This is a genomic window from Roseomonas sp. 18066, assembly GCF_902706185.1.
Classification (GTDB): Bacteria; Pseudomonadota; Alphaproteobacteria; order Acetobacterales; family Acetobacteraceae; genus Pseudoroseomonas.
The window spans coordinates 12,018-33,264 of sequence record NZ_CACSJM010000062.1 but is presented as its reverse complement, the minus strand read 5'-3'; the positions used below and the strand labels follow the sequence as shown (position 1 = coordinate 33,264).

The 21,247-nt window shown below is 70.6% G+C and carries 20 protein-coding genes; 14 read left to right on the top strand and 6 right to left on the bottom strand.

From position 1 onward, the window contains the following. Positions 1 to 478, bottom strand: a 478-nt coding sequence (locus GVN67_RS14390; protein WP_304621462.1) for a ChuX/HutX family heme-like substrate-binding protein, incomplete at its 3' end; no start/stop codon positions are given. Between the two features lie 298 nt (positions 479 to 776). Here GVN67_RS14390 and GVN67_RS14385 point away from each other — a divergent pair. Beyond that, positions 777 to 1,664, top strand: coding sequence for an MBL fold metallo-hydrolase (locus tag GVN67_RS14385; protein WP_159997097.1), 888 nt, complete (start codon positions 777 to 779; stop codon positions 1,662 to 1,664). Positions 1,665 to 1,728: 64 nt separating this feature from the next. Here GVN67_RS14385 and GVN67_RS14380 read toward each other — a convergent pair whose 3' ends face one another. Continuing rightward, entirely contained in the window at positions 1,729 to 3,252 is a 1,524-nt protein-coding gene (locus GVN67_RS14380) for a DegQ family serine endoprotease (protein WP_159997095.1), read from the bottom strand. 247 nt (positions 3,253 to 3,499) lie between these two features. On the opposite strand from GVN67_RS14380, the gene GVN67_RS14375 reads away from it, so the two are divergent. Next, entirely contained in the window at positions 3,500 to 4,150 is a 651-nt protein-coding gene (locus GVN67_RS14375) for a hypothetical protein (RefSeq protein WP_159997093.1), read from the top strand. A gap of 31 nt (positions 4,151 to 4,181) precedes the next feature. On the opposite strand, the gene GVN67_RS14370 is transcribed toward GVN67_RS14375, so the two are convergent. Both GVN67_RS14370 and GVN67_RS14365 read right to left on the bottom strand, forming a co-directional pair. Further along, on the bottom strand, positions 4,182 to 5,531 hold the full coding sequence (locus GVN67_RS14370) for a HAMP domain-containing sensor histidine kinase (protein ID WP_159997091.1): 1,350 nt from the start codon (positions 5,529 to 5,531) through the stop codon (positions 4,182 to 4,184). Positions 5,532 to 5,535: 4 nt separating this feature from the next. Further along, a complete protein-coding gene (locus GVN67_RS14365) occupies positions 5,536 to 6,231 on the bottom strand; it encodes a response regulator transcription factor (protein WP_159997089.1) in 696 nt (231 codons plus the stop codon). A gap of 81 nt (positions 6,232 to 6,312) precedes the next feature. Here GVN67_RS14365 and GVN67_RS14360 point away from each other — a divergent pair, with 81 nt between their 5' ends. From GVN67_RS14360 to GVN67_RS14340, 5 genes are all read left to right on the top strand, one after another. After that, positions 6,313 to 7,275 (top strand): MYG1 family protein, encoded by a 963-nt coding sequence (locus GVN67_RS14360; RefSeq protein WP_159997087.1) that lies wholly within the window; start codon positions 6,313 to 6,315, stop codon positions 7,273 to 7,275. Between the two features lie 153 nt (positions 7,276 to 7,428). Then, entirely contained in the window at positions 7,429 to 9,516 is a 2,088-nt protein-coding gene (locus tag GVN67_RS14355) for a hydantoinase/oxoprolinase family protein (RefSeq protein ID WP_235035303.1), read from the top strand. Beyond that, entirely contained in the window at positions 9,513 to 11,156 is a 1,644-nt protein-coding gene (locus tag GVN67_RS14350; RefSeq protein ID WP_200845259.1) for a hydantoinase B/oxoprolinase family protein, read from the top strand. The genes GVN67_RS14355 and GVN67_RS14350 overlap by 4 nt, the downstream gene beginning before the upstream one ends. Positions 11,157 to 11,264: 108 nt before the next feature. Next, positions 11,265 to 11,456 carry a hypothetical protein gene (locus GVN67_RS14345; RefSeq protein WP_159997083.1) on the top strand — a complete coding sequence of 64 codons (192 nt, stop codon included), beginning with the start codon at positions 11,265 to 11,267 and terminating at the stop codon, positions 11,454 to 11,456. Continuing rightward, positions 11,456 to 12,892 carry an amidase gene (locus GVN67_RS14340; RefSeq protein WP_159997081.1) on the top strand — a complete coding sequence of 479 codons (1,437 nt, stop codon included), beginning with the start codon at positions 11,456 to 11,458 and terminating at the stop codon, positions 12,890 to 12,892. Before GVN67_RS14345 ends, GVN67_RS14340 begins: the two co-directional genes overlap by 1 nt. Positions 12,893 to 12,934: 42 nt before the next feature. Here the strand turns inward: GVN67_RS14340 and GVN67_RS14335 are convergent, their stop codons facing one another. Next, the gene (locus GVN67_RS14335; RefSeq protein WP_235035302.1) at positions 12,935 to 14,341 is read right to left on the bottom strand and encodes an amidase; all 1,407 of its coding nucleotides are present in this window, start codon (positions 14,339 to 14,341) and stop codon (positions 12,935 to 12,937) included. Then, complete coding sequence (locus tag GVN67_RS14330) at positions 14,338 to 14,550, bottom strand: hypothetical protein (RefSeq protein ID WP_159997079.1); 213 nt, start codon at positions 14,548 to 14,550, stop codon at positions 14,338 to 14,340. The genes GVN67_RS14335 and GVN67_RS14330 overlap by 4 nt, the downstream gene beginning before the upstream one ends. Positions 14,551 to 14,601: 51 nt before the next feature. On the opposite strand from GVN67_RS14330, the gene GVN67_RS14325 reads away from it, so the two are divergent. The 7 genes from GVN67_RS14325 to GVN67_RS14295 all read left to right on the top strand — a co-directional run bounded on the left by GVN67_RS14325 (position 14,602) and on the right by GVN67_RS14295 (position 21,212). Further along, positions 14,602 to 14,802, top strand: coding sequence for a hypothetical protein (locus GVN67_RS14325; RefSeq protein WP_159997077.1), 201 nt, complete (start codon positions 14,602 to 14,604; stop codon positions 14,800 to 14,802). A 135-nt stretch (positions 14,803 to 14,937) separates the two neighbouring features. Next, positions 14,938 to 16,527, top strand: a complete 1,590-nt coding sequence (locus GVN67_RS14320; RefSeq protein ID WP_159997075.1) for an ABC transporter substrate-binding protein — start codon at positions 14,938 to 14,940, stop codon at positions 16,525 to 16,527. Between the two features lie 22 nt (positions 16,528 to 16,549). Beyond that, the gene (locus tag GVN67_RS14315; RefSeq protein WP_159997073.1) at positions 16,550 to 17,497 is read left to right on the top strand and encodes an ABC transporter permease; all 948 of its coding nucleotides are present in this window, start codon (positions 16,550 to 16,552) and stop codon (positions 17,495 to 17,497) included. Positions 17,498 to 17,511: 14 nt separating this feature from the next. Beyond that, positions 17,512 to 18,405 carry an ABC transporter permease gene (locus GVN67_RS14310; RefSeq protein WP_159997071.1) on the top strand — a complete coding sequence of 298 codons (894 nt, stop codon included), beginning with the start codon at positions 17,512 to 17,514 and terminating at the stop codon, positions 18,403 to 18,405. A gap of 10 nt (positions 18,406 to 18,415) precedes the next feature. Next, a complete protein-coding gene (locus GVN67_RS14305) occupies positions 18,416 to 19,513 on the top strand; it encodes an ABC transporter ATP-binding protein (RefSeq protein ID WP_200845258.1) in 1,098 nt (365 codons plus the stop codon). Positions 19,514 to 19,524: 11 nt separating this feature from the next. Beyond that, the gene (locus tag GVN67_RS14300) at positions 19,525 to 20,514 is read left to right on the top strand and encodes an ABC transporter ATP-binding protein (RefSeq protein ID WP_159997067.1); all 990 of its coding nucleotides are present in this window, start codon (positions 19,525 to 19,527) and stop codon (positions 20,512 to 20,514) included. After that, positions 20,514 to 21,212 carry an isochorismatase family protein gene (locus GVN67_RS14295; RefSeq protein WP_159997065.1) on the top strand — a complete coding sequence of 233 codons (699 nt, stop codon included), beginning with the start codon at positions 20,514 to 20,516 and terminating at the stop codon, positions 21,210 to 21,212. Before GVN67_RS14300 ends, GVN67_RS14295 begins: the two co-directional genes overlap by 1 nt. The last annotated feature ends 35 nt before the right edge of the window (positions 21,213 to 21,247 follow it).

The following is a 21,247-nucleotide window of genomic DNA, read 5'->3' as shown; positions in this document are numbered from 1 at the left end:
GGCCGGGGGCGGTGAAGCCCGCGACCAGCGCCTGCCAGGCGGCGCGGTCGGTGGCGAAGGTCATGTCGATGCGGTGCAGCGGCTGGCCGCGGTCGTCGAAGAAGCGCAGCGAGGGCGCGGCACCGCCGAGCGCGAAGCCATGCGCCCAGCCGCCGGGGAAGAGGCGCAGGTCGATCTCGGCGCCCAGCACCAGGACATGGCCGGGCCCGGCTGAGACGTCGCGGAAGCGGCCCTGGCGCTGCAGGGTGGCGCTGTCGTTGCGGGTGCCGGCCAGCACCGGGCCCAGCGCCGGCAGGGCCTGGAACAGCGCGCCCCAGTCCGGGCGCAGCGGCAGGGCCGGGCCGAGGGCGCCGGCGGCGAGCAGCGCGGCCTGGCTGCAGCCGAGCTGGCGGGCGGCCTGGGCCAGGTCGGCGGCCTGCGGGTCGCCCGGGGGCAGGCCGGCCTGCAGCGCCGCGAAGCGGGTGATGAGATCGGGCATGGATCGTGTCTCCATCGACAGCACGTCCATCGGAGGGTCCGGCAAAGGGCCCGGCGAGGCAGTCAGGCAAGGAAGCGCCCCGCCAGGACAGCGGCCGGGCAGGGCGGGGGGAGGGCCAGGGACGGCGCATGGTCGGGCGTCGGCGGGGCTCGCCTGATATTAATAATCGTTCTCAATCACGCAAGCGCGAGGTGAGGCTTGGCCGTCGATTGCCGGGGGCTGTGGCAAAAGCGGCGCAGGGGGGAGCGGTCGCAGCGGAGACTTGACGGAAGCAGGCTTGCGCAGGAGGGTCCGCCGCATGACCCAGACGCGCCCCGAGATCGCCGGCTTCCATGACCCGCGGACCGGCAGCATCCAGTATGTCGTCTCCGACCCCGGCAGCGGGCGGGCGGCGGTGATCGACCCCGTGCTCGACTTCGACCCGGCCTCGGGGTCGACGGCGACGCGCTCGGCGGAGGCGCTGCTGGCCTATCTGGCGGCGAAGGGCCTGGCGCTGGACTGGATCATCGATACGCATCCGCATGCCGACCATTTCTCCGCCGCCGGCTATCTGCAGGAGCGCACGGGCAAGCCGATCGTCACCGGCGGGCGGGTGGTCGAGGTGCAGGCGCTGTGGAAGCGGATCTACAATTTCCCGATGGATTTCGCGACGGACGGGTCGCAATGGGACCGGCTGCTGGAGGAGGGCGAGAGCCTGCCGCTGGGCGGGCTGTCGCTGACGGCGATGCATTCGCCGGGGCATACGCTGGCCTCGATGACGCTGACCTGCGGCGACGCGGCCTTCATCCACGACACGCTGTTCATGCCGGACAGTGGCTCGGCGCGGGCGGATTTCCCGGGGGGCAGCGCGAGCGCGCTGTGGCAATCGATCCAGCGGATCATGGCGCTGCCGGCGGCGACCCGGCTGTTCACCGGCCATGACTACATGCCGAAGGGGCGGGCCGCGGTGTGGGAAAGCTCGGTGGCCGAGCAGCGGGCCACCAATGTCCACTTGGTCAAGGCTTCCTGCGAAGCCGAGTTCGTGGCGATCCGGGAGGCGCGGGATCGGACCTTGCCGATGCCGAAGCTCATTCTCGCCGCGCTGCAGGTGAATATTGCCGGCGGGCGGTTGCCGGAGCCCGAGGCTTCGGGGCAACGCTTCTTGAAGATCCCATTGAACGGCCTTCCGGGTGCCGTCTGGGGGTAATTTGCTTTCTTGAAGAAATAGAAGGGGGCCTGGGGGGATACCTCCCCCCAGCCTTGCTTTCTTTTTACCCGTGCTGCGGCCCCTGCACCGCCACGAAGGCCTGCTGCCCGTCGCGCAGCAGGTGGAGCGCCACGGCGCCTTCATTGTTCTTCAGCGCCGTGCGGATGGCCTCGATCGCCTGCTGCGGCGTGGCGACCCGGGTGTTGCCGACCGCGGTGATGACGTCGCCGGGCTTCAGCCCCGCCTCGGCGGCCGGGCTGTCGGGGCGCACGCTGACGATGGCGGCGCCTTCGGTGCCGCGGGGCAGCTCGAGGCCGGCGCGGGCGGCCTCGCGCAGGGTGGCGAGGGCGATGCCCAGCTGGCCGCGCTGGCCGGATTCCGCGGTTTCGCTGGCATTGGCGGCCTCGCGGTCCTGCAGGGCGGCGACGCTGAGGGACAGGCGCTGCTCGGCCTGGTCGCGGCGCAGCGTCAGGGTGGTGTCGACGCCCGGGCGCAGGTCGCCGATGGCGCGGGCCAGGTCGCGCGGCGACTTCACCGGCGTGGTGTCGACGGCGGTGACGACATCGCCGGGCTTGAGGCCGGCGCGGGCGGCGGGGCTGTCCTTCTCGACCTCGGCGACGAGGGCGCCTTCGGGCTTCGGCAGGTGCAGGGCGCGGGCCATGGTGGCGTCGACCGGCTGGGTGCTGGCGCCGATGAAGCCGCGCTCGACCCGGCCGTGGTCGCGCAGCTGGGCGACGACGGAGGCGACCAGGTTGGAGGGGATGGCGAAGCCGATGCCGATGGAGCCGCCGGAGGGGCTGTAGATCGCGGTGTTCACGCCGATCACCGAGCCGTCCAGGCCGAAGAGCGGGCCGCCCGAATTGCCGCGGTTGATGGGCGCGTCGATCTGCAGGAAGTCGTCATAGGGGCCGCTGTGGATGTCGCGGCCGCGGGCGGAGACGATGCCGGCGGTGACCGTGCCGCCGAGGCCATAGGGGTTGCCGACGGCGACCACCCAGTCGCCGGGGCGGGCGGCATCCGAGTTGCCGAGCTTCAGGAAGGGCAGCGGGGTGTCGCTCTTCACCTGCAGCAGCGCCAGGTCGGTGCGGGGGTCGCGGCCGACGATGCGGGCGGGCAGCTCGCGGCCGTCATCGAGGGTGACCTTCACCTCGGTGGCGCCATTCACGACGTGGTTGTTGGTGACGATGTGGCCCTCGGCATCGACGATGAAGCCGGAGCCGAGCGCCTGCATGCGCTGGGTGGGGGCGTTGCTGCCGCCCTTGCCGCCATTCTCACTGCCGAAGTAGCGGCGGAACATGCGGTCCTGCGGCGAGCCCTCGGGGAAGGGGCTGTCGACCTGCTCGGGCTGGGCGCGCTCGGTGGCGGTGATGGTGACCACGGCGGGGCGGACGCGGGCGACCAGGTCGCCGAAGCCAGGCAGCGCGATGGGGGCGGCGGTCGTGGGCGTCGTCTGGTTGATGGCGGGCGCGGGGTTCTGCGGGGCCTGGGCGAAGGCGGGCAGGAAGCTGGCGGCGCCGCCCAGGGCCGTGCCGGCCAGGAGGACAGCCGCGAAGGCAGCGCGACGACGGCGAGAGGCGGGGGTGGTCATGGCGGTCGGTCCCATCCTTGGAAGCCGGGGGGAAAGCCCCTGGATCGAGGGGGAGACTGCGGCGGCGGCGGTGGAGCGGGTTCGACCGGCGTGTGAAAGAGTTTTCAGAGAGGCGGGAGAAAGGGCACTTTCAGCCGGCGTAAGTTTCTAGAAAATAGGCAGAAATGGCGCCTGCTCGCGTTGGCGTGCATTGCCGTGGGTCTGCCGTGTCGCATATCGATCCGATATCGAAATAAAAGGAACGATCATGCGCGGGTCCCCGGCTACCCTCCTGCTGTCGTGCCTGATGCTGGGCGGCTGTGGCACCGGCCTCTTCACGGAGCGGGGCGCCAATCCGGTTCTGCTGGATCGCTTCGGCGAGCATCAGGGCCGGCCCGATTACGGTGTCATTGCTACCGGCGCCGAGAAGCGGCTGGTTCTGATCAGATACGACAAAGACGACGGAAAGATCCCGGAAGTGGTGTGCACGGAGCCGCCGCCGGATGCGCTTTCAGCGGTGGCAAGCGCTTTCGGTGCCGCGGCACGCGCTGCCGCGGAAGCGCCTGCGGCTGGTCAGGGCGCGGCCTCGGTCGCTGCCGAGTTCAACCGGTCGTTCTCGAGTTCATCGAGCGCCATGCTTTATCGATCGCAAGGATTGCAGCTCATTCGCGATCTCCAATTCACGCTCTGCGTGTCGCGAATGAATGCCCTTGAACAGGGCGACGGCATCACCGCACGAAGCTATGAGGCCAGGTTGGACCGCGTGATCGAGCTGGGTGTGTCGTTGATCCGCGCGGAGATGCCCGCGATCCAGGAGGCAGCTGGCCGTCCGCTGCCGGCAGCGGCGGCACCGACCTTGAATTTCCCGAATGTGCGGACGGTCGAAAGCGTGGTCACGCCGAACGCGACCAAGCCGTAACGACCACGACCCCAGCGCTCGGGAGGAACAGCTACGGCCCTCGCGGCTGATCCCGTTGCGGGGCCGGCACGAGGCGCAGCCTGACCGCCAACCCGTGCCCGCCCGGCCCCTGGCCCAGCGCCAGCTCGCCCCCATGCAGCCGCGCGATCGCCGCGACCAGCGCCAGCCCCAGCCCGGTGCCCGGCGTGCCGCGGCTGCGGTCCAGGCGGTAGAATCTTTTTTGCACGTTATCCCGCTCGGCCTCGGGGATGCCGCTGCCTTCATCGGCAACCGACAAGGACCCGTCGGGGGCGAGGGTGATGCTGATCCCGCCGGCCCCATGCGCCAGGGCATTGTCCAGCAGATTGGCCAGCGCCTGGCGCAGCAATGCCGCGCTGCCGGTGATGCGGACGCCCGGGGCGATCTCGGTGGCCAGCGACCGGCCAGCGTCTTCCACCACGGGCGCATAGGCCTCGGCGACACCTTCGACCAGCGCGGACAGGTCCAGATCCGAAAAAGCGTCGCGCCCGGCGCCGGCCTCGGCGCGGGCGATGCGCAGCAGGGCGGCGAAGGTGGCGAGAATGCCGTCCAGGTCGTCGATCGCCGCCTCCAGCACCGCGGTGTCAGCGTCGGGGTCGCGGGCGGCGCCGACCGCGGCTTCCAGCCGCTGGCGCAGGCGGGACAGCGGCGAGCGCAGGTCATGGGCGATGTCGTCGGTGACCTGGCGCAGCTCGGCGACCAGGGTCTCGATGCGGGCCAGCATGGTGTTGACCGTCGCCGCCAGCCGGTCGAACTCGTCGCCTCGGCCGGATTGCGGCAGGCGCTGGGTCAGGTCGCCGGCCATCACCCCCCGCGCCGCCTGGCTGACCGCGGCCAGGCGGCGCTCCAGCCGGCGGGCCAGCCAGAAGCCGAGGGCCAGCGCGAGCAAGGCGGCGGCGCCGCCGGCGATGGGCGGCGTCCAGGCGAGTGCGGCGGCGGCGCGGTTGACCGGGGCCAGCTCGGTCGCGACCAGCAGGTTGACGCCGCCGGGCAGCAGGGCGCCGAGGGCGCGGATCTCCGACCCGTCATCGGCCCGCGGCAGGGTGGCGAAGCCGCGCAAGGTCACTGGCGCCACCGGCACGCCGCCGGCGATGATCCGGCCGTCGGGGGCGGCGAGCGACAGGAAGATCGGGCCCTGGCGGCGGGTGTAGAGGCGGGTGGCCTCGGCCAGGCCCGCCAGGCCGTAATTCTCGTAGTCGCGGATCAGCCCCTCGGCCTCGGCGGCCAGCACCAGGTCCAGCTGCTGGCGCAGCGCCGATTGCGCCCGCAGCCAGCCCCAGCCGGCGCCGCAGACGCTGGCCACCAGCACCACGGCGGCCATGGCCAGCGCCAGGCGGGGCGCGAAGCTGCGGGGCCAGTGCATCGCCTCAGCCGTGGCCGGCGCCAAGGGCGGGGGCCAGCACATAGCCGGCGCCGCGCACGGTGCGGATCATCGAGGGCTCGCCGCCGGCCTCCAGCTTGCGGCGCAGGCGGCTGACATGGACGTCGATGATGTTGGTGGTGGGGTCGAAGGAGAAGTCCCAGACCTTTTCCAGCAGCATGGTCCGCGTCAGCACCTCGCCCGGATGGCGCATCATGTATTCGAGCAGGCGGAACTCGGTCGGCAGCAGCTCGATTGGCCGGGTGCCGCGGGTCACCGCGCGGCGCAGCAGGTCGGCGCGCAGGTCGCCCACCGCCAGCTCGGTGGCCTCAGCGGCGGCCGGCGCCGGGCGCCGGGCCAGCGCGCGGATCCGGGCGCGCAGCTCGGCGAAGGCGAAGGGCTTGGCCAGGTAGTCGTCGGCCCCGGCCTCCAGCCCCTCGACCCGGCGGTCGACCTCGGCCAGCGCCGTCAGCATCAGCACGGGCGTCGCGATGCCGGAGGCGCGCAAGGCCCGGGTGATGGCGATGCCGTCGGGGCCTGGCAGCATGCGGTCGGTGACGATGATGTCGAAGGGCTCGTTCAGCGCCAGGAACAGCCCGTCCTTGCCGGTCAAGGCGCGGTCGACGACATGGCCTTCCTCGGCCAGGCCCTTGGCCAGGTAGTCGGCGGTGGCGGGGTCATCCTCGATCAGCAGGATACGCATGGGTGACCTTCCCGGGAAAGCTGGCGGCATCAGCCTCCCGCAGCGTGGCGAAGCTGTCCAGGGTGGTCTAGAAGCCAGCCCATGACAGACACGCCCCTCCCCCTGCTGGTCACCCATAGCGGCGGCTTCCATTGCGACGAGGCCTTCGCCTATGCGGTGCTGAAGCGCGCCCTCGGCCTGCAGGCGGTGGGCGTCGACCACCGGCTGCTGCGCAGCCGCGACATGAAGCGCATCGCCGAGGGCGATATCGTCTTCGATGTCGGGCTGGAATTCGACGTGGCGCGCAGCCGCTTCGACCACCACCAGCGCGGCGCGCCGCTGCGCCCCGACGGCACGCCCTACAGCGCCGCCGGCCTGGTCTGGCAGACCCATGGCGAGGCCGCGGTGCGCGCCATCCTGCCGGAAGGGGCCAAGGGTTTCGCGGCCGCCATCGCGCAGGAGCTCGACCGCAGCGTGGTCTACCGCATCGACGAGATCGACAACGGCACGGCGACCAGCCGCGGCGTGCTCGACCTCGCCTCGCTGATCGGCGACTGCAACCTGGCCTGGGACGCGCCGGGCGGCGACGACCCGGCGGCCGAGGACGCCGCCTTCCAGGAGGCCGCGGCCCTGGCCGACGCGGTGCTGCGGCGCCGGGTCGATGCGGTGCGCGGCCGGCACGTGGCCTCGGCCGAGGTGCTGGCGCTGCATGGCCGCGGCTCGGACGCGCGGGTGCTGGTGCTGGACCGGCGGATGCCGTGGAAGGGCGCGGTCTTCGACCATGGGCTGCCGGTGATCTACTGCATCTATCCGGTGCAGAACGGCAATTGGATGGTCGATACCATGCCGCCGGAGCCGAAGAGCTTCGACCAGCGCCTGCCGCTGCCGGAGGGCTGGGCCGGGCTGCAGGACGCCGCCCTGGCCGAGGCGTCCGGCGTGGCGGACGCCGTCTTCGTGCATCTGCGCCGCTTCATCGGCGCCGCCCGCTCGCGCGAGGGGGCGCTGGCCATGGCGCAGAAGGCGCTGAGCCTCGGTTTCGCCGCCGCGATGGCGCCGAAAGGCTGAGACCGATCCCGGGGGAGCCCTTGCGCTCCCCCAATGGTCGTGCTGCCGTCGGGCGGTGTCACCCGCCGTCCCCAGGTGGACACGGCAGTCCGACACACAGATGGCATGTGGATTGCTTGTAACCTGGGGCTTGAGGGCCTGAGGAGAGCAGCCTTGCCGGATACCCCCACCATTCGCCTCGCCGCCGATATTGGCGGCACCTTCACCGATGTGGTGCTGGATGCCGGGGGGCAGCGCCGCACCCGCAAGGTGCTGACCACGCCGGCTTCGCCCGAGGAGGGCGTGCTGGAAGGCATCGCCCTGGTGCTGGGCGATGCCGGGCTGCAGTTCTCCGACATCGATGTCTTCGTCCATGGCACGACGCTGGCGACCAACGCCATCATCGAGCGGCGCGGCGCCAGGACGGCGCTGATCGCGACCGCGGGGTTCCGCGACATCCTCGAGATCGGCACCGAGAGCCGCTACGACCAGTATGACCTGAAGCTGGAGAAGCCGAAGCCGCTGGTGCCGCGCTCGCTGCGCTTCACCGTGCCGGAGCGGATGGATGCGCGCGGCGTCGCGCAGCTGGCGCTGGACGAGACGGCGCTGGCCGGGCTGATCGCCGAGCTGGCGGCGGCAGGCGTGCAGAGCGTCGCCATCGCCTTCCTGCATGCCTATGCCAATCCGGCGCATGAGCAGCGGGCCGGCGCGCTGGTGCGCGCCGCGCTGCCGGGGGTGTCGGTGACACTGGCCTCCGAGGTCTGCCCGGAGGTGCGCGAATACGAGCGGACCTCGACCGCCGCGGCCAATGCCTATGTGCAGCCGCTGATGGAAGGCTATCTGGGCCGCATGGCCGCCGCCCTGCAGGCGCGGCAATATCGCGGCGCCACCTACCTGGTGACCTCCGGCGGCGGGCTGACCGCGCTGGAGACGGCGCAGAAATTCCCGGTGCGGCTGGTGGAATCCGGCCCGGCCGGCGGTGCGATCTTCGCCGCCCAGGTGGCGCTGCGGGCCAATGAGCAGCGCGTGCTGTCCTTCGACATGGGCGGCACCACGGCCAAGGTTTGCCTGATCGAGAAGGGCGAGCCGGCGACGTCGCGCTTCTTCGAGGTCGACCGCACGGCGCGCTTCCTGAAGGGGTCCGGCCTGCCGCTGCGCATCCCGGTCATCGAGATGGTGGAGATCGGCGCCGGCGGCGGCTCGATCGCCCAGGTCGATGCGATGCAGCGGGTGACGGTGGGGCCGGAGAGCGCCTCCTCCGTGCCCGGTCCGGCCTGCTATGGCCGCGGCGGCACGCGGCCGGCGGTGACGGATGCCGATGTGGCGCTCGGCCTGATCGAGCCGGTGGGCTTCGCCGGCGGCAGCATGACGCTGGAGCCGGCCCGCGCCCTGGCCGCGCTGGACGAGGCGGTGGGGCAGAAGCTGGGCCTGTCGCCGGAGATGGCGGCCTATGCCGTCTATGAGATGGTCTGCGAGAACATGGCCAGCGCCGCCCGCGTCCATGCCGCCGAGCGGGGCGCCGTGATCGCGCAGCACACGATGATCGCCTTCGGCGGTGCCGCGCCGCTGCATGCCGCGCGCGTCGCCGAGAAGGTCGGCGTGACGCGGGTGGTGGTGCCGCCCAATGCCGGCGTCGGCTCGGCGGTGGGATTCCTGGCGGCGCCGGTGGCCTATGAGATCGTCCGCTCGCGTCCCGCGCGGCTGGACGGCAGCTTCGACGGCGCGGCGATCTCCTCGCTGTTCGCCGAGATGACGGCGGCGGCGCGCGCCCTGGTCGAGCCCGGCGCGCGCGGCGCGGCGCTGTTCGAGCGGCGCATCGCCTTCATGCGCTATGTCGGCCAGGGCCACGAGATCACGGTGGAGCTGCCGAACCGGGCGCTGACCGCGGAGGATGTCGCCGAGCTGCGCGCCTATTTCGAGGCCGAATATGCCCGCCAATTCGCCCGCGCCATCCCGGCCGCGGCGATCGAGGTGCTGAACTGGTCGGTGCTGGTCTCGACCCATGCGGCGAAGCCGGAAGCGGCGGCGGCGGTCAGCCCCTCGGCGGCGCCGGCGCCCTCCGGCCTGCGCCGGCTGTTCGACGGCAAGCGCGAGGCGCATGTCGATGTGCCGATCTATCTGCGCGACAGCATGCTGCCCGGCGCCCGCGTGCCGGGACCTGCGATCATCACCGAGATGGAGACGACGACCTTCGTCTCGGCCAGCTTCGATGCGCATATCGACGGCAGCGGCTGCATCGTCATGGAGCAGAAGGCGGCATGAGCACGATCCCGGAGAAGACGGCCATGCAGCCGAGCATCATCGACCTGCAGATCATGTGGAACCGGCTGATCGCCGTGGTGGGGGAGCAGGCGCAGGTGCTGATCCGCACCGCCTTCAGCCCGATCGTTCGCGAATGCGAGGATATTTCTGCGGGCGTCTTCGACCTGCAGGGCCGCATGCTGGCGCAGGCGGTGACCGGCACGCCCGGCCATATCAACTCGATGGCTGAATCGGTGAAGCACTTTCTCCGCCACTTCCCGGTGGAGGGGATGCAGGAGGGCGACGCCTATATCACCAACGACCCCTGGATGGGCACGGGGCACCTGAACGACTTCGTCATCACCACGCCGGCCTTCCACAAGGGCAAGCTGGTCGGCCTGTTCTCCTGCACCAGCCACCTGATGGATATCGGCGGCCTGGGCAACGGCCCTGAAGCCAGCGACGTCTTCATGGAGGGGCTGTACATCCCGATGCTGAAGCTCATCGACCGCGGCGTGGTCAATGAGACGCTGATGGCGATGATCCGCGCCAACACGCGGCTGCCGGTGGACACCGAGGGCGACACCTATTCCCTGGCTGCCTGCAACGATGTCGGCGTGCGCGCCCTGTCGGCGATGATGGACGAGTTCGGCATCGACACGCTGGAACCGCTGGCCGAGCATATCATCGCCCGGTCGCGCGAGGCGGTGTTGGCGGAAATCGGCAAGCTGCCGAAAGGCACCTGGACCTACAGCATGACGACGGATGGCTATGACCATCCGCTGACCATGGAAGCGACGCTGACGGTCTCCGACAGCGGCATCCATGTCGACTATACCGGCACCTCGGGCGCGGTGCGGCGGGGCATCAACGTGCCGCTGGCCTATACCACCGCCTATACCGTGTTCGGGCTGGGCTGCCTGGTGGCCGCCGATATCCCGAACAATGCCGGGTCGCTGGCGCCGCTGACGGTGTCGGCGCCGGTGGGCAGCGTGCTGAACGCGCTGAAGCCGGCGCCGGTGTCGTCGCGCCATGTGCTGGGGCAGATGCTGCCGGACATGGTCTTTGGTTGCCTGCGCCAGGCGATTCCCGAGCGCGTTCCGGCCGAGGGTACCGCCTGCATCTGGAACATCACCGTGCGCGGCGAGTGGGCCGAGAAGCAGGGCCCGAACCACGGCTATGCGCTGGCCATCACCACCAATGGCGGCACCGGCGGGCGTCCCGGCCAGGACGGCATGTCGGCGACCGCCTTCCCGTCTGGCGTGCATGGCACCCCGGTGGAGATCGCCGAGATCCAGTCGCCGCTGATGTTCTGGCGCAAGGAGTTCCGCCCGGGCAGCGGCGGCGATGGCGAGAGCCGTGGCGGGCTCGGCCAGATCATGGAGATCGTCAACACCGACGCTGCGCCGTTCGAGCTGCTGGCGGCCTTCGATCGCATCCAGTATCCGCCGCGCGGCCAGGCGGGTGGTGGCGATGGCGCGCCGGGCTATGTCGGCCTGGGCGATGGCACGGTGTTGCGCGGCAAGGGGTTGCAGGTGATCCCCGCCGGCGAGCGCCTGGTGGTGCTCACACCGGGCGGTGCCGGGTTGGGCGACCCCGGCCTGCGCGATGCCGCGAAGCGCATGGCTGATGCGGCGAACGGCTTGCTGCTGGCCGACTGACAGAAAAAAGATGGGGTTCGGGGGAATTCCTTCCCCCGACCTTTCTGTTCTGCTGCATCCTGACTGGGCTTTTCCAAAGCATGGGGAGTCGTGGGGATGGCGCAGGAGATGAGGGAGCTGGTCGTCGCGACCGCTTCGCGCTGGTCGGGGGTGGAGCCGCCGAACGAGGTCGCCCTGGAGCTGGCCGCCGAGCTGCAGGCGATCGTGGTTGCCTTCGAGGCGGTGCGCGGCGGCTTGCGGTTCGAGGATGAGCCGGCGGGTTTCGAGGCGGCCTTGCAGGCCTGCAAGGAGACGCCGTGATGGGTGCGACGCTGGTCGAGGATATCGACACGCTGGCCAGCCTGTCGCTGGTCGAGGCGGCGGCCGCGGTGGCCGATGGCAGCATCAGCGCCGTGGCGCTGACCGAGGCCTGCATCGCCCGCACCAAGCGGCTGGAGCCCAAGGTCAATTCGGTGATCTGGCTGGACGAGGCCGGCGCGCTGGAAGCCGCCGAGGCCGCCGATGCCGCGCGGCGTGCCGGCGCCGCGCTGGGCCCGCTGCATGGCGTGCCGATGGCGCATAAGGACATGTACTACAAGGCCGGGCAGCGGAGCTCCTGCGGCTCGGCGATCCGGCGCGATTTCCGCCCCAGCATCACGGCGACGGTGCTGGAGCGGCTGGAGGGCGCCGGCGCGGTGACCTTCGGCGGGCTGAACATGGCGGAGTTCGCGCAGAACCCGACCGGCCACAACCGGCATTACGGCGACTGCCTGAACCCGTGGAATGCCGCCCACATCACGGGCGGATCGTCGTCGGGGTCGGGCGCCGCGGTCGCCGCGCGCTTCGCCTTCATGGCGCTGGGCTCGGACACCGGCGGGTCGATCCGGCTGCCGGCCTCGGCCTGCGGGGTCACCGGGCTGAAGCCGACGCAGACGCGGATCAGCCGCTATGGCGTGATGCCGCTGTCCTTCTCCTGCGACAATGTCGGGCCGCTGGCGCGCAGCGCGCGGGATTGCGCGCGGGTGATGACGGTGATGGCGGGGCATGACCCGAAGGACCCGACCAGCGCGCGCGAGGCCGTGCCCGACTACGAGGCAGCGCTGGATGGCGACCTGCGGGGCCTGCGCATCGGCGTGCCGGAGACCTGGTTCCTCGATGGCGTCGCACCCAGCGTGCTGGCGGCGATGGAAGCGGCGCTGGCGGTGCTGCAGGCGCGCGGCGCCAGCGTGACGCGCATCACCCTGCCGCTGATCCCGGAGCTGGCGGCGTGCTCCTCCGTGGTCAGCCGCTGCGAGGCGGCGACGATCCATGGCGAATGGATGCGCGAATATCCGCAGGACTATGCCGTGCATCTGTCGGCGCGGCTGTTCCCCGGCTACGGCATTCCGGCGACGCATTACATCGAGGCGCTGAGCCGGCGCGGGCCCTTGCTGCAGGAATTCTGCCGCCAGGTGTTCTCGGATTACGACCTGCTGGTGACGCCGACCATCGCGACCGAGCTGCCGACGCGGGCGGAGACGGATATCGACCAGGGCCCGCCGGGGACGGCGGCGAAGTTCATGGCGGTGGCCAGCAACACGCGGCTGATCAACTATCTGGGCCTGCCGGCGATCAGCGTGCCCTGCGGCTTCGACAGCCTGGGCCTGCCGGTGGGCCTGCAGATCATCGGGCGGCCGTTTGCGGAAGCGCGGGTGATGCAGGCGGCGGATGCCTTCCAGCAAGACACCGACTGGCATCTTCGCATGCCGTCGCTGTGACGGGATACGGCGGGGGTTTGCGCCCCCGCCGCGTTTTCGGCGTCAGGCCGCTTCGGCGAGAATCGACGGGCGACGCTCGGCGCCCCAGCCGGCGGTGATCTTCTCCACCGCGCGGCCGGCGCGCAGCACCAGCGCATCCTGGAAAGGACGGCCGACCAGCTGCGCAGAAAGCGGCAGGCCGCTGGCGCTGAAGCCCGCCGGCATGGACAGCGCCGGATTGCCGGTGACGTTGAAAGGCATGGTCTGGATGGCCATCGGCCCAGGCCGGTCCTTCGGATATTCGGAGAAGGCCGGCGCCGGGCCGAGGGCGCAGGCGGTCAGCAGCAGGTCGTGCTGGGCGAGCGCGTCGCGGTTGACGGCCAGCGAGAGCTCGCGCCGAAGCCGCTGCGCCTGGATGTAGTCGGCCGAGCTGATCGCGGCGCCGGCGACCAGGCGCAGGAACAGCAGCTCGCCATAATCCTGCGGGCGGCTGCGGAGATTGGCCTCGTGGATGGCATAGGCCTCGGCCAGCAGGATGACGCGGCCGCAGGCGTTGAACAGCGCATAGTCGGGAAGGGTGACCTCCTCGACGATGGCGCCCTTGGCGGCGAGCGCCTCCGCCAGGCGGTCGAGGGCAGCGGTGGTGGCGGGGTCCAGCCCCTCGGCGTCGCGCCAGAGATTGCGCGGCAGGCCGATGCGCAGGCCCGCGACGCCATCCTCGAGGCCGGCCGAGAAATCGGGAATCGCGTGGTTGCGGCTGGCGGGATCGACAGGGTCGAAGCCGGCGATGGCCTGCATGGTGATGGCGGTGTCCTCGACATTGGCCGAGAGCGGGCCGCAATGGTCGAGGGTGTAGGACAGCGGAAACACGCCGCGGCGGCTGACCAGGCCATAGGTCGGCTTCAGGCCCACGGTGCCGCAATAGGCGGCGGGGCCGCGGATCGAGCCGCCGGTGTCGGACCCCATGGCCATGCGCACCAGCCCCGCCGCGACCGCGGCGCCCGAGCCGGAGGAGGAGCCGCCGGTGATATGGTCGGTGTTCCACGGATTGCGCGCGGGCGGGAAGGGCAGGTCGAAGCTGGGGCCGCCGAGGGCGAATTCATGCGTCGCCAGCTTGCCCAGCAGCACGCCGCCGCCGGCCGCCAGCTTCTCGGCGACGACGCAGTCCTGCGCAGGGATATCGTCGATGCGCAGCTTGGAATGGCAGGTCGTGCGGATGCCGGCGGTGTCGTAGATGTCCTTCAGCGCATAGGGAATGCCCTGCATCGGGCCATGGTCGCGGCCGGCGGCGAAATCGGCATCGGCCTTCGCCGCATCGGCCAGGGCCCGCTCGCCGGTGACAAGAACAAAACTGTGCAGCGCGCCGTCCAGCGCGGCGATGCGGGCCAGCGCGGCCTCGGCCAGGGCGGTCGCGGTGGTGGCGCCGGCGCGCAGCTGCCGGCCCATCTCCGCCATCGAGAGCTCCGTCACGGCGTCATCTCCCGGGTGATGGTGTCGAGGTCATAGGTGCCGGCGGGCTCGGCGGCGGCGGTGCGGCCATTGCGCAGCAGCGGCAGCAGGGTCTGCAGGTCGCGATAGCTGAACAGCACGCCGGGATAGCGGCCCTCCGGCAGGGTGATGCCGGCACGCTTCAGCACAAGGTCGAGCTCGGGATCGCGCTCCGCGTCGGTGGGGTCCATCGGCAGCTCCTCCGCCAGTCATTCGGGAATGGGCATCCAGGATTGGATGCAATGTCGAAATCCTATGGCGGGTGGTGGCGCTTGTCGCGCCCAAATCCGCAGCATGTCGCGTCGCGTGAAATCACGCCGCAACAGCGCCTTCGCCGCGGCGCGGCGACGCCGCGTGGCCGGATCGGGAAAAATGCCTTCGGAATGCGCAAGGAATGCGCTCGAAGGATGCAGATCAATTCGAAAAATCATCGTTGTGATTGAAACTTTGATCGGCCTACCGTGCGGGAACCGGAGGGACGGTCGCCTGGGCTGGATGTCGCGCAAACGCGGCGCCTGGCGGCGTGCCCATGCTTTAAGCCATCCACCCGGCGGCGCTCCGCCGGATAAGGAGACGAGATGAAGCGAGTCCTTGCCTCGATCGGCGCTGCCTTCGTCATTGCCGCCGCCACGGTGCCGGTGGCCTCCGCGCGCGCCGAGACGGTGCTGCGCATCGCCATGACCGCCGGCGATATTCCGCTGACCGCCGGCATCCCCGACCAGGGATTCGAAGGCTGGCGCTTCGTCGGATACAATCTCTACGATTCGCTGGTGCTGTGGGACCTGTCGCGCGGCGATCGGATCGCCGACATCAAGCCGGGGCTGGCGACCGAATGGGCGGTCGATCCGACCAACAACCGGCGCTGGATCTTCAAGCTGCGGCCCGGCGTGAAGTTCCATGACGGCTCCATCTTCACCGCGCAGGACGTGGTGTGGAACATGGAGCGCATGACCAAGGAAGGTGCTGCGCAGTTCAACGCGCGGCAATTCGCCTTCGCCCGCGGGTATCTCACGAATTTCGAATCGGTCGAGGCGGTCGACGAGCAGACGGTGGCCTTCACCACCAAGACGCCGGACAGCCTGTTCCCCTACAACCTGTCCTTCCTGATGATGGTCAGCCCGCGCCGCTCGGCCGAGGTGAAGAACGACGCCGACGCCTTCGCGCGCAACCCCTCCGGCACCGGCCCCTATCGCTTCGCCCGCATGGTGCCCGGCGAGCGGCTGGAGCTGGTGCGCAACGCCGATTACTGGGACGCGGCGCGGGTGCCCAAGCATGACCGGCTGGTGCTGCTGCCGATGCCCGAGGCCTCGACGCGCACCGCCTCGCTGCTGTCCGGCCAGGTCGACTGGATCGAGGCGCCGTCGCCCGACGCCATCCCGCGGCTGCGCTCGGCGCGGATGCAGGTGGTCACCAACTCCTATCCGCACAACTGGGCCTATCAGCTCAACTTCGTCGATGGCGCCTTCAAGGATGTCCGCGTCCGCCAGGCCGCCAACCATGCGCTGAACCGCGCCGACATGAAGGAGATGCTGGGCGGCGTCGCGCTGGAGGGTTTTGCGACCCTGCCGCCGTCGACGGCCTATTACGGCAATCCGGTGCGCTACGAATACGACCCGGCCAAGGCGCGGGCGCTGCTGCAGCAGGCCGGCTGCCTGCCCTGCAACGTCACCTTCGCCATCTCCACCTCCGGCTCCGGCCAGATGCAGCCGCTGCCGATGAACGAGCTGGTGAAGTCGCAGCTCGAGGCCGCCGGCTTCAAGGTGAACCTGCAGGTGCTGGACTGGAACGCGCTGCTGCAGCTCGGCCGCGAGGGGCGCGAGAAGCATACCGGCGTCGACGGCATCAACATCAGCCGCGCCACACAGGATCCGTTCAACGGCATGCTGCGCTTCATCGCCTCCAGCCAGGCGGCGCCGCGCGGCTCCAACTGGGGCCATTACAACAGCCCGGAGATGGACGCGCTGATCAGCGAGGCGCTGTCGACCTTCGACGCCACCAAGCGGCTCGCCGTGCTGACCCGCATCCACGAGAAGATGAGCCAGGACGCGGTGATGCTCTGGGTCGCCCACGACCTCAACCCGCGCGCCATGTCGCCGCGCGTGCGCGGCTTCGTCCAGGCGCAGAGCTGGTTCCAGGACCTGACCTCGATCACCGTCGAGGCGCGCTGACCGCGGCGGGAGAGGGCAGCCCATGTTCAGCTATGTCCTGCGGCGGCTGCTGGCGGCGGTGCCCATCGCCCTCGGCGTCTCCATGGTCTGCTTCGGCCTGGTCTATCTGGCGCCGGGCGATCCGGTGCAGACCCTGCTGCCGCCCGACGCCGATGCCGAGACGGTGGCGCAGCTGAAGCGGCTCTACGGCCTCGACCAGCCGCTGCCGCTGCAATACCTGTCCTGGCTCGGCCGCATGCTGGGCGGCGATTTCGGCCGCTCGATCGCGACCGGGCGGCCGGTCGCCGAGGAGATCGCGCGCTCGCTCGGCAACACCGTGCTGCTGGCGGGGCTGTCGGTCATCGTCGCCTTCAGCATCGCCTTCGCGCTCGGCACCATCGCCGGGCGCCGGGCGGGCAGCTGGGTGGACCGCTGCGTCACCGGCGTCGCCGTGGTCGGCGTCTCGGTGCCGAACTACTGGCTGGGCATCGTGCTGGTCATCATCTTCGCCGTCGAGCTGATGGCGCTGCCGGCCTCCGGCATGGCCGGCGAACGCTTCGACCCGACCAGCTGGAGCCACCTGCAGCACCTGGTGCTGCCGGTGATCACCCTGTCGATGATCCCGGTCGGCATCATCGCGCGCACCACGCGCTCGGCGGTCTCCGAGGTGATGAACCAGGAATTCGTCACCACGCTGCGCGCCAACGGCCTGCCGGAATGGCGCGTGCTGAAGCATGCGCTGAAGAACGCGCTGCCGCCGGTGCTGGCGGTGATGGGGCTGCAATTCGGCACGCTGATGGGCGGCTCCATCCTGGTGGAGACGGTGTTCAGCTGGCCGGGCAGCGGCTTCCTGCTCAGCAAGGCGATCCTGGCCCGCGACATTCCGGTGCTGCAGGGAACCATCCTGGTGCTGGCGCTGATCTTCGTGCTCACCAACCTCGCCGTCGACCTGGTGCAGTCCTCGGTCGATCCGCGCATCCGCCGCGCCTGAAGGGGAGATCACGCATGTCCACGACAATCGACAACGTGGCCGCCCCGGCGCCGATGGCGGCGCCCCGCCAGCGCGGCTACTGGGGCACGGTGGGCTACCGGCTGCGGCACGACCCGGTGACGCTGGTCTTCGGCGCGATGCTGCTGGCGATCATCCTGGCGGCCGTCTTCGCGCCCTGGCTGGCGCCCTTCGATCCCTATCGCGAGAGCATCATCCGCCGGCTGAAGCCGCCGGGCTATATGAGCCACTGGCTGGGCACCGACGAGCTCGGCCGCGACATGTTCTCCCGCCTGCTCTATGGCGGGCGGCTGACGCTGACCATGGGCATGGTGCCGGTGCTGCTGGCGACGCTGATCGGCGGGGGCTTAGGCGTCGTCGCCGGCTTCCTCGGCGGCGTCGCCAATGCGGTGATCATGCGGGTGATGGACGTCTTCTACGCCTTCCCCTCGGTGCTGCTGGCCGTCGCCATCTCGGGCGCCATGGGCGGTGGCGTGCTGAACGGCATGATCGCGCTGACCCTGGTCTTCATCCCGCCGCTGTGCCGCGTCGCCGAGACGGCGACGACGCAGGTGCGCAACCTCGACTTCGTCGATGCGGCGCGGGCCACCGGCGCGCCGCTGCGGCTGGTGCTGTGGCACCATGTGCTGGGCAATGTGCTGGGGCCGATCCTGATCTACGCCTCCAGCCTGATCTCGGTCGGCATTATCCTGGCTTCCGGACTTTCCTTCCTGGGGCTGGGCGTGAAGCCGCCGGAGCCGGATTGGGGCCTGATGCTGAACGCGCTGCGCCAGGCGATCTATGTCAGCCCGATGGTGGCCGCCATGCCCGGCATCGCGATCTTCCTGACCTCGGTCAGCCTGAACATGGTGAGCGACGGCCTCCGCGCCGCCATGGATGTGAGGAGCTGAGCCCATGTCGATGAGCGCCTCCCCCCTGATCCCGCCGGACCCGATCCCCTGGCGCGCGGACGACCCGCGCGACCGCGGCGGCCCGCAGCAGCCGCTGCTGATCGTGCGCGACCTGAAGAAGCATTTTCCCATCCGCGGCGGGCTGCTGGGCCGCGCCGTGGCGCATGTCCGCGCCGTCGACGGCGTCTCCTTCCACGTCCGCAAGGGCGAGACGCTGGGCATCGTGGGCGAGAGCGGCTGCGGAAAGTCGACCGTCGCCCGGCTGCTGATGCGGCTGATGCTGCCCGATGCCGGCGAGCAGATCTTCGACGGCGAGACGGTCGGCAGCGAGGGCGGCCTCTCCGTCAATGACCTGCGGCGCCAGGCGCAGATGGTGTTCCAGGACAGCGCCTCCTCGCTCAATCCGCGCATGCCGGTGCAGGGCTCGGTCGCCTTCGGGCCGATGGCCTTCGGCATGCCGAAGACCGAGGCGATGGCGCTGGCGCGCGACCTGCTGACCAAGGTCGGGCTCAACCCGGCGCTGTTCGGCGGCCGCTATCCGCATGAGCTGTCGGGCGGGCAGAAGCAGCGCGTCAACATCGCCCGCGCCCTCGCTTTGAAGCCGCGCATGGTCATCCTGGACGAGGCGGTCTCGGCGCTGGACAAGTCGGTCGAGGCGCAGGTGCTGAACCTGCTGCAGACGCTGAAGCGCGAGCTTGCCTTGACCTATGTCTTCATCAGCCACGATCTCGGCGTCGTCCGCTGGATCAGCGACCGCGTCATGGTCATGTATCTGGGCGAGGTCGTCGAGATCGGCCCGGCCGACCAGCTCTACAACGCGCCGAAGCATCCCTACACGCGGGCGCTGCTGGCCTCGCGCCCGGCGATGGATCCCGACCAGCGGCGGGAGGAGGCGCCGGTCAGCGGCGATCCGCCCAACCCGGTTAACCCGCCCTCCGGCTGCCGCTTCCACACCCGCTGCCCCTTCGCCGAGCCGCTCTGCGCCAGCCGCGCGCCGCTGCTGGGCGATTCCGAGAGCGGCGCGCATCTGGCCGCCTGTCACATGCAGGATCCGGCCTCGGGCCATAGCCAGGCTGGCCTCGCGCCCGCCGCGCCGGGGCTGCATTGATGGAGGCGCCGATGTCGCAGCCTTTGGTCGAGGTCGAGGACCTCACAGTCAACTTCGTCACGCGCGAGAGCAGCGTCTGCGCGGTGAACGGCGTCAGCTTCAGCATGATGCCGGGCGAGGTGATGTGCATGCTGGGCGAGAGCGGCTCCGGCAAGTCGGTCACCATGCGCGCCCTGATGCGCCTGCTGCCGCCCAAGCGCAGCGTCATCAAAGGCAAGATCCGCATCGCCGGCCAGGATGTGCAGGCGATGGACGAGCGCGCGCTGCGGCGGATGCGCGGCGGCACCGTCTCGATGATCTTCCAGGAGCCGATGACCGCCTTCGACCCGGTCGCCCGCGTCGGCGACCAGATTGCCGAGGTGGTGGCGCAGCATCGCGGCGTCTCGCATCGCGAGGGCCGAAGGCGGGCGCTGGAGCTGTTCGACCTGGTGCGCATCCCCTCGGCCGAGCGCCGGCTGGAGGCCTATCCGCATGAGCTCTCGGGGGGCTTGCGGCAGCGCGCCATGATCGCGCTCGCCTTATCCTGCGAGCCGAAGCTGCTGCTGGCCGACGAGCCGACCACGGCGCTGGATGCCACGGTGCAGATCCAGGTGCTGATCCTGCTGCGCAAGCTGCAGCAGGAGCTCGGCATGTCGGTGGTCTTCGTCACCCATGACCTCGGCGTCGCCGCCGAGATCGCCGATCGCGTCGCCATCATGTATGCCGGCCGCATCGTCGAGACCGGCAGCGTGCGCGAGGTGCTGCGGTCGCCGCTGCACCCCTACACCGCCGGGCTGCTCGGCTCCACCGTGCACGACCAGCCGCGCGACCGGGCGCTGGAGACCATCCCCGGCGCGCCGCCCGACATGCGCAACCTGCCGCCCGGCTGCAGCTTCGCCCCGCGCTGCCCGCAGGCGGCGGCGGATTGCGCCGCCGGCCCGCCGCCGGCGATCAGCCCGGCGCCGGGCCGCCTGGCCCGCTGCCTGCGCGCCGCCGCCCAGCTCCAGCAGGAATATGCCTGATGCATCCGCTGTCCATTCCGCCAAGCGTGCTCGACCGCGTCATCGCCCGCTGCGGCCGGCTGCATCCTTTCGCCGAGCTCGATCCGGCGCGCACCGCGCTGGTCGTCATCGACATGCAGAACGGCTATATGCGCGCCGATGTCGGGCATAGCTGCGTGCCCATGGCGCAGCAGATCGTCCCTGCCATCAACCGTCTGGCGGGGGCGCTGCGCCAGGCGGGGGGCGGCGTCTTCTGGGTGCAGAACGCGACCGACGAGCGCTCCCGCCAGGAATGGTCGGTCCTCGAGGAGCAGGCCAGCCCCGCCCGCCGCGCCGCCCGCATCCGCTCGGTCTCGCCCGGCGCGCCGGGGCATGAATTCTGGCCCGATCTCGACATCCGCGACGACGACGCGGTGGTGCCGAAATATCGCTACAGCGCCTTCATCGCCGGCGCCTCGGCGCTGGAGGGGCTGCTGCGGCATGGCGGCTTCGACACCGTGCTGATCGCGGGCACGCTGACCAATGTCTGCTGCGAATCCTCGGCGCGCGACGCCATGATGCTGAACTTCCGCACCATCATGGTCAGCGACTGCAACGCGGCGCTGACCGACGAGGAGCATCAGGCGACGCTGGTCAGCTTCTGGTCCTTCTTCGGCGACGTGCAGGACAGCGACCAGGTGATCGCTGCGCTGCAGCAGGGCGCCCAGGCCGCCGCCTGACACGGGGGGGGCTTGGCGGGCGGCGCCCGGCGGGT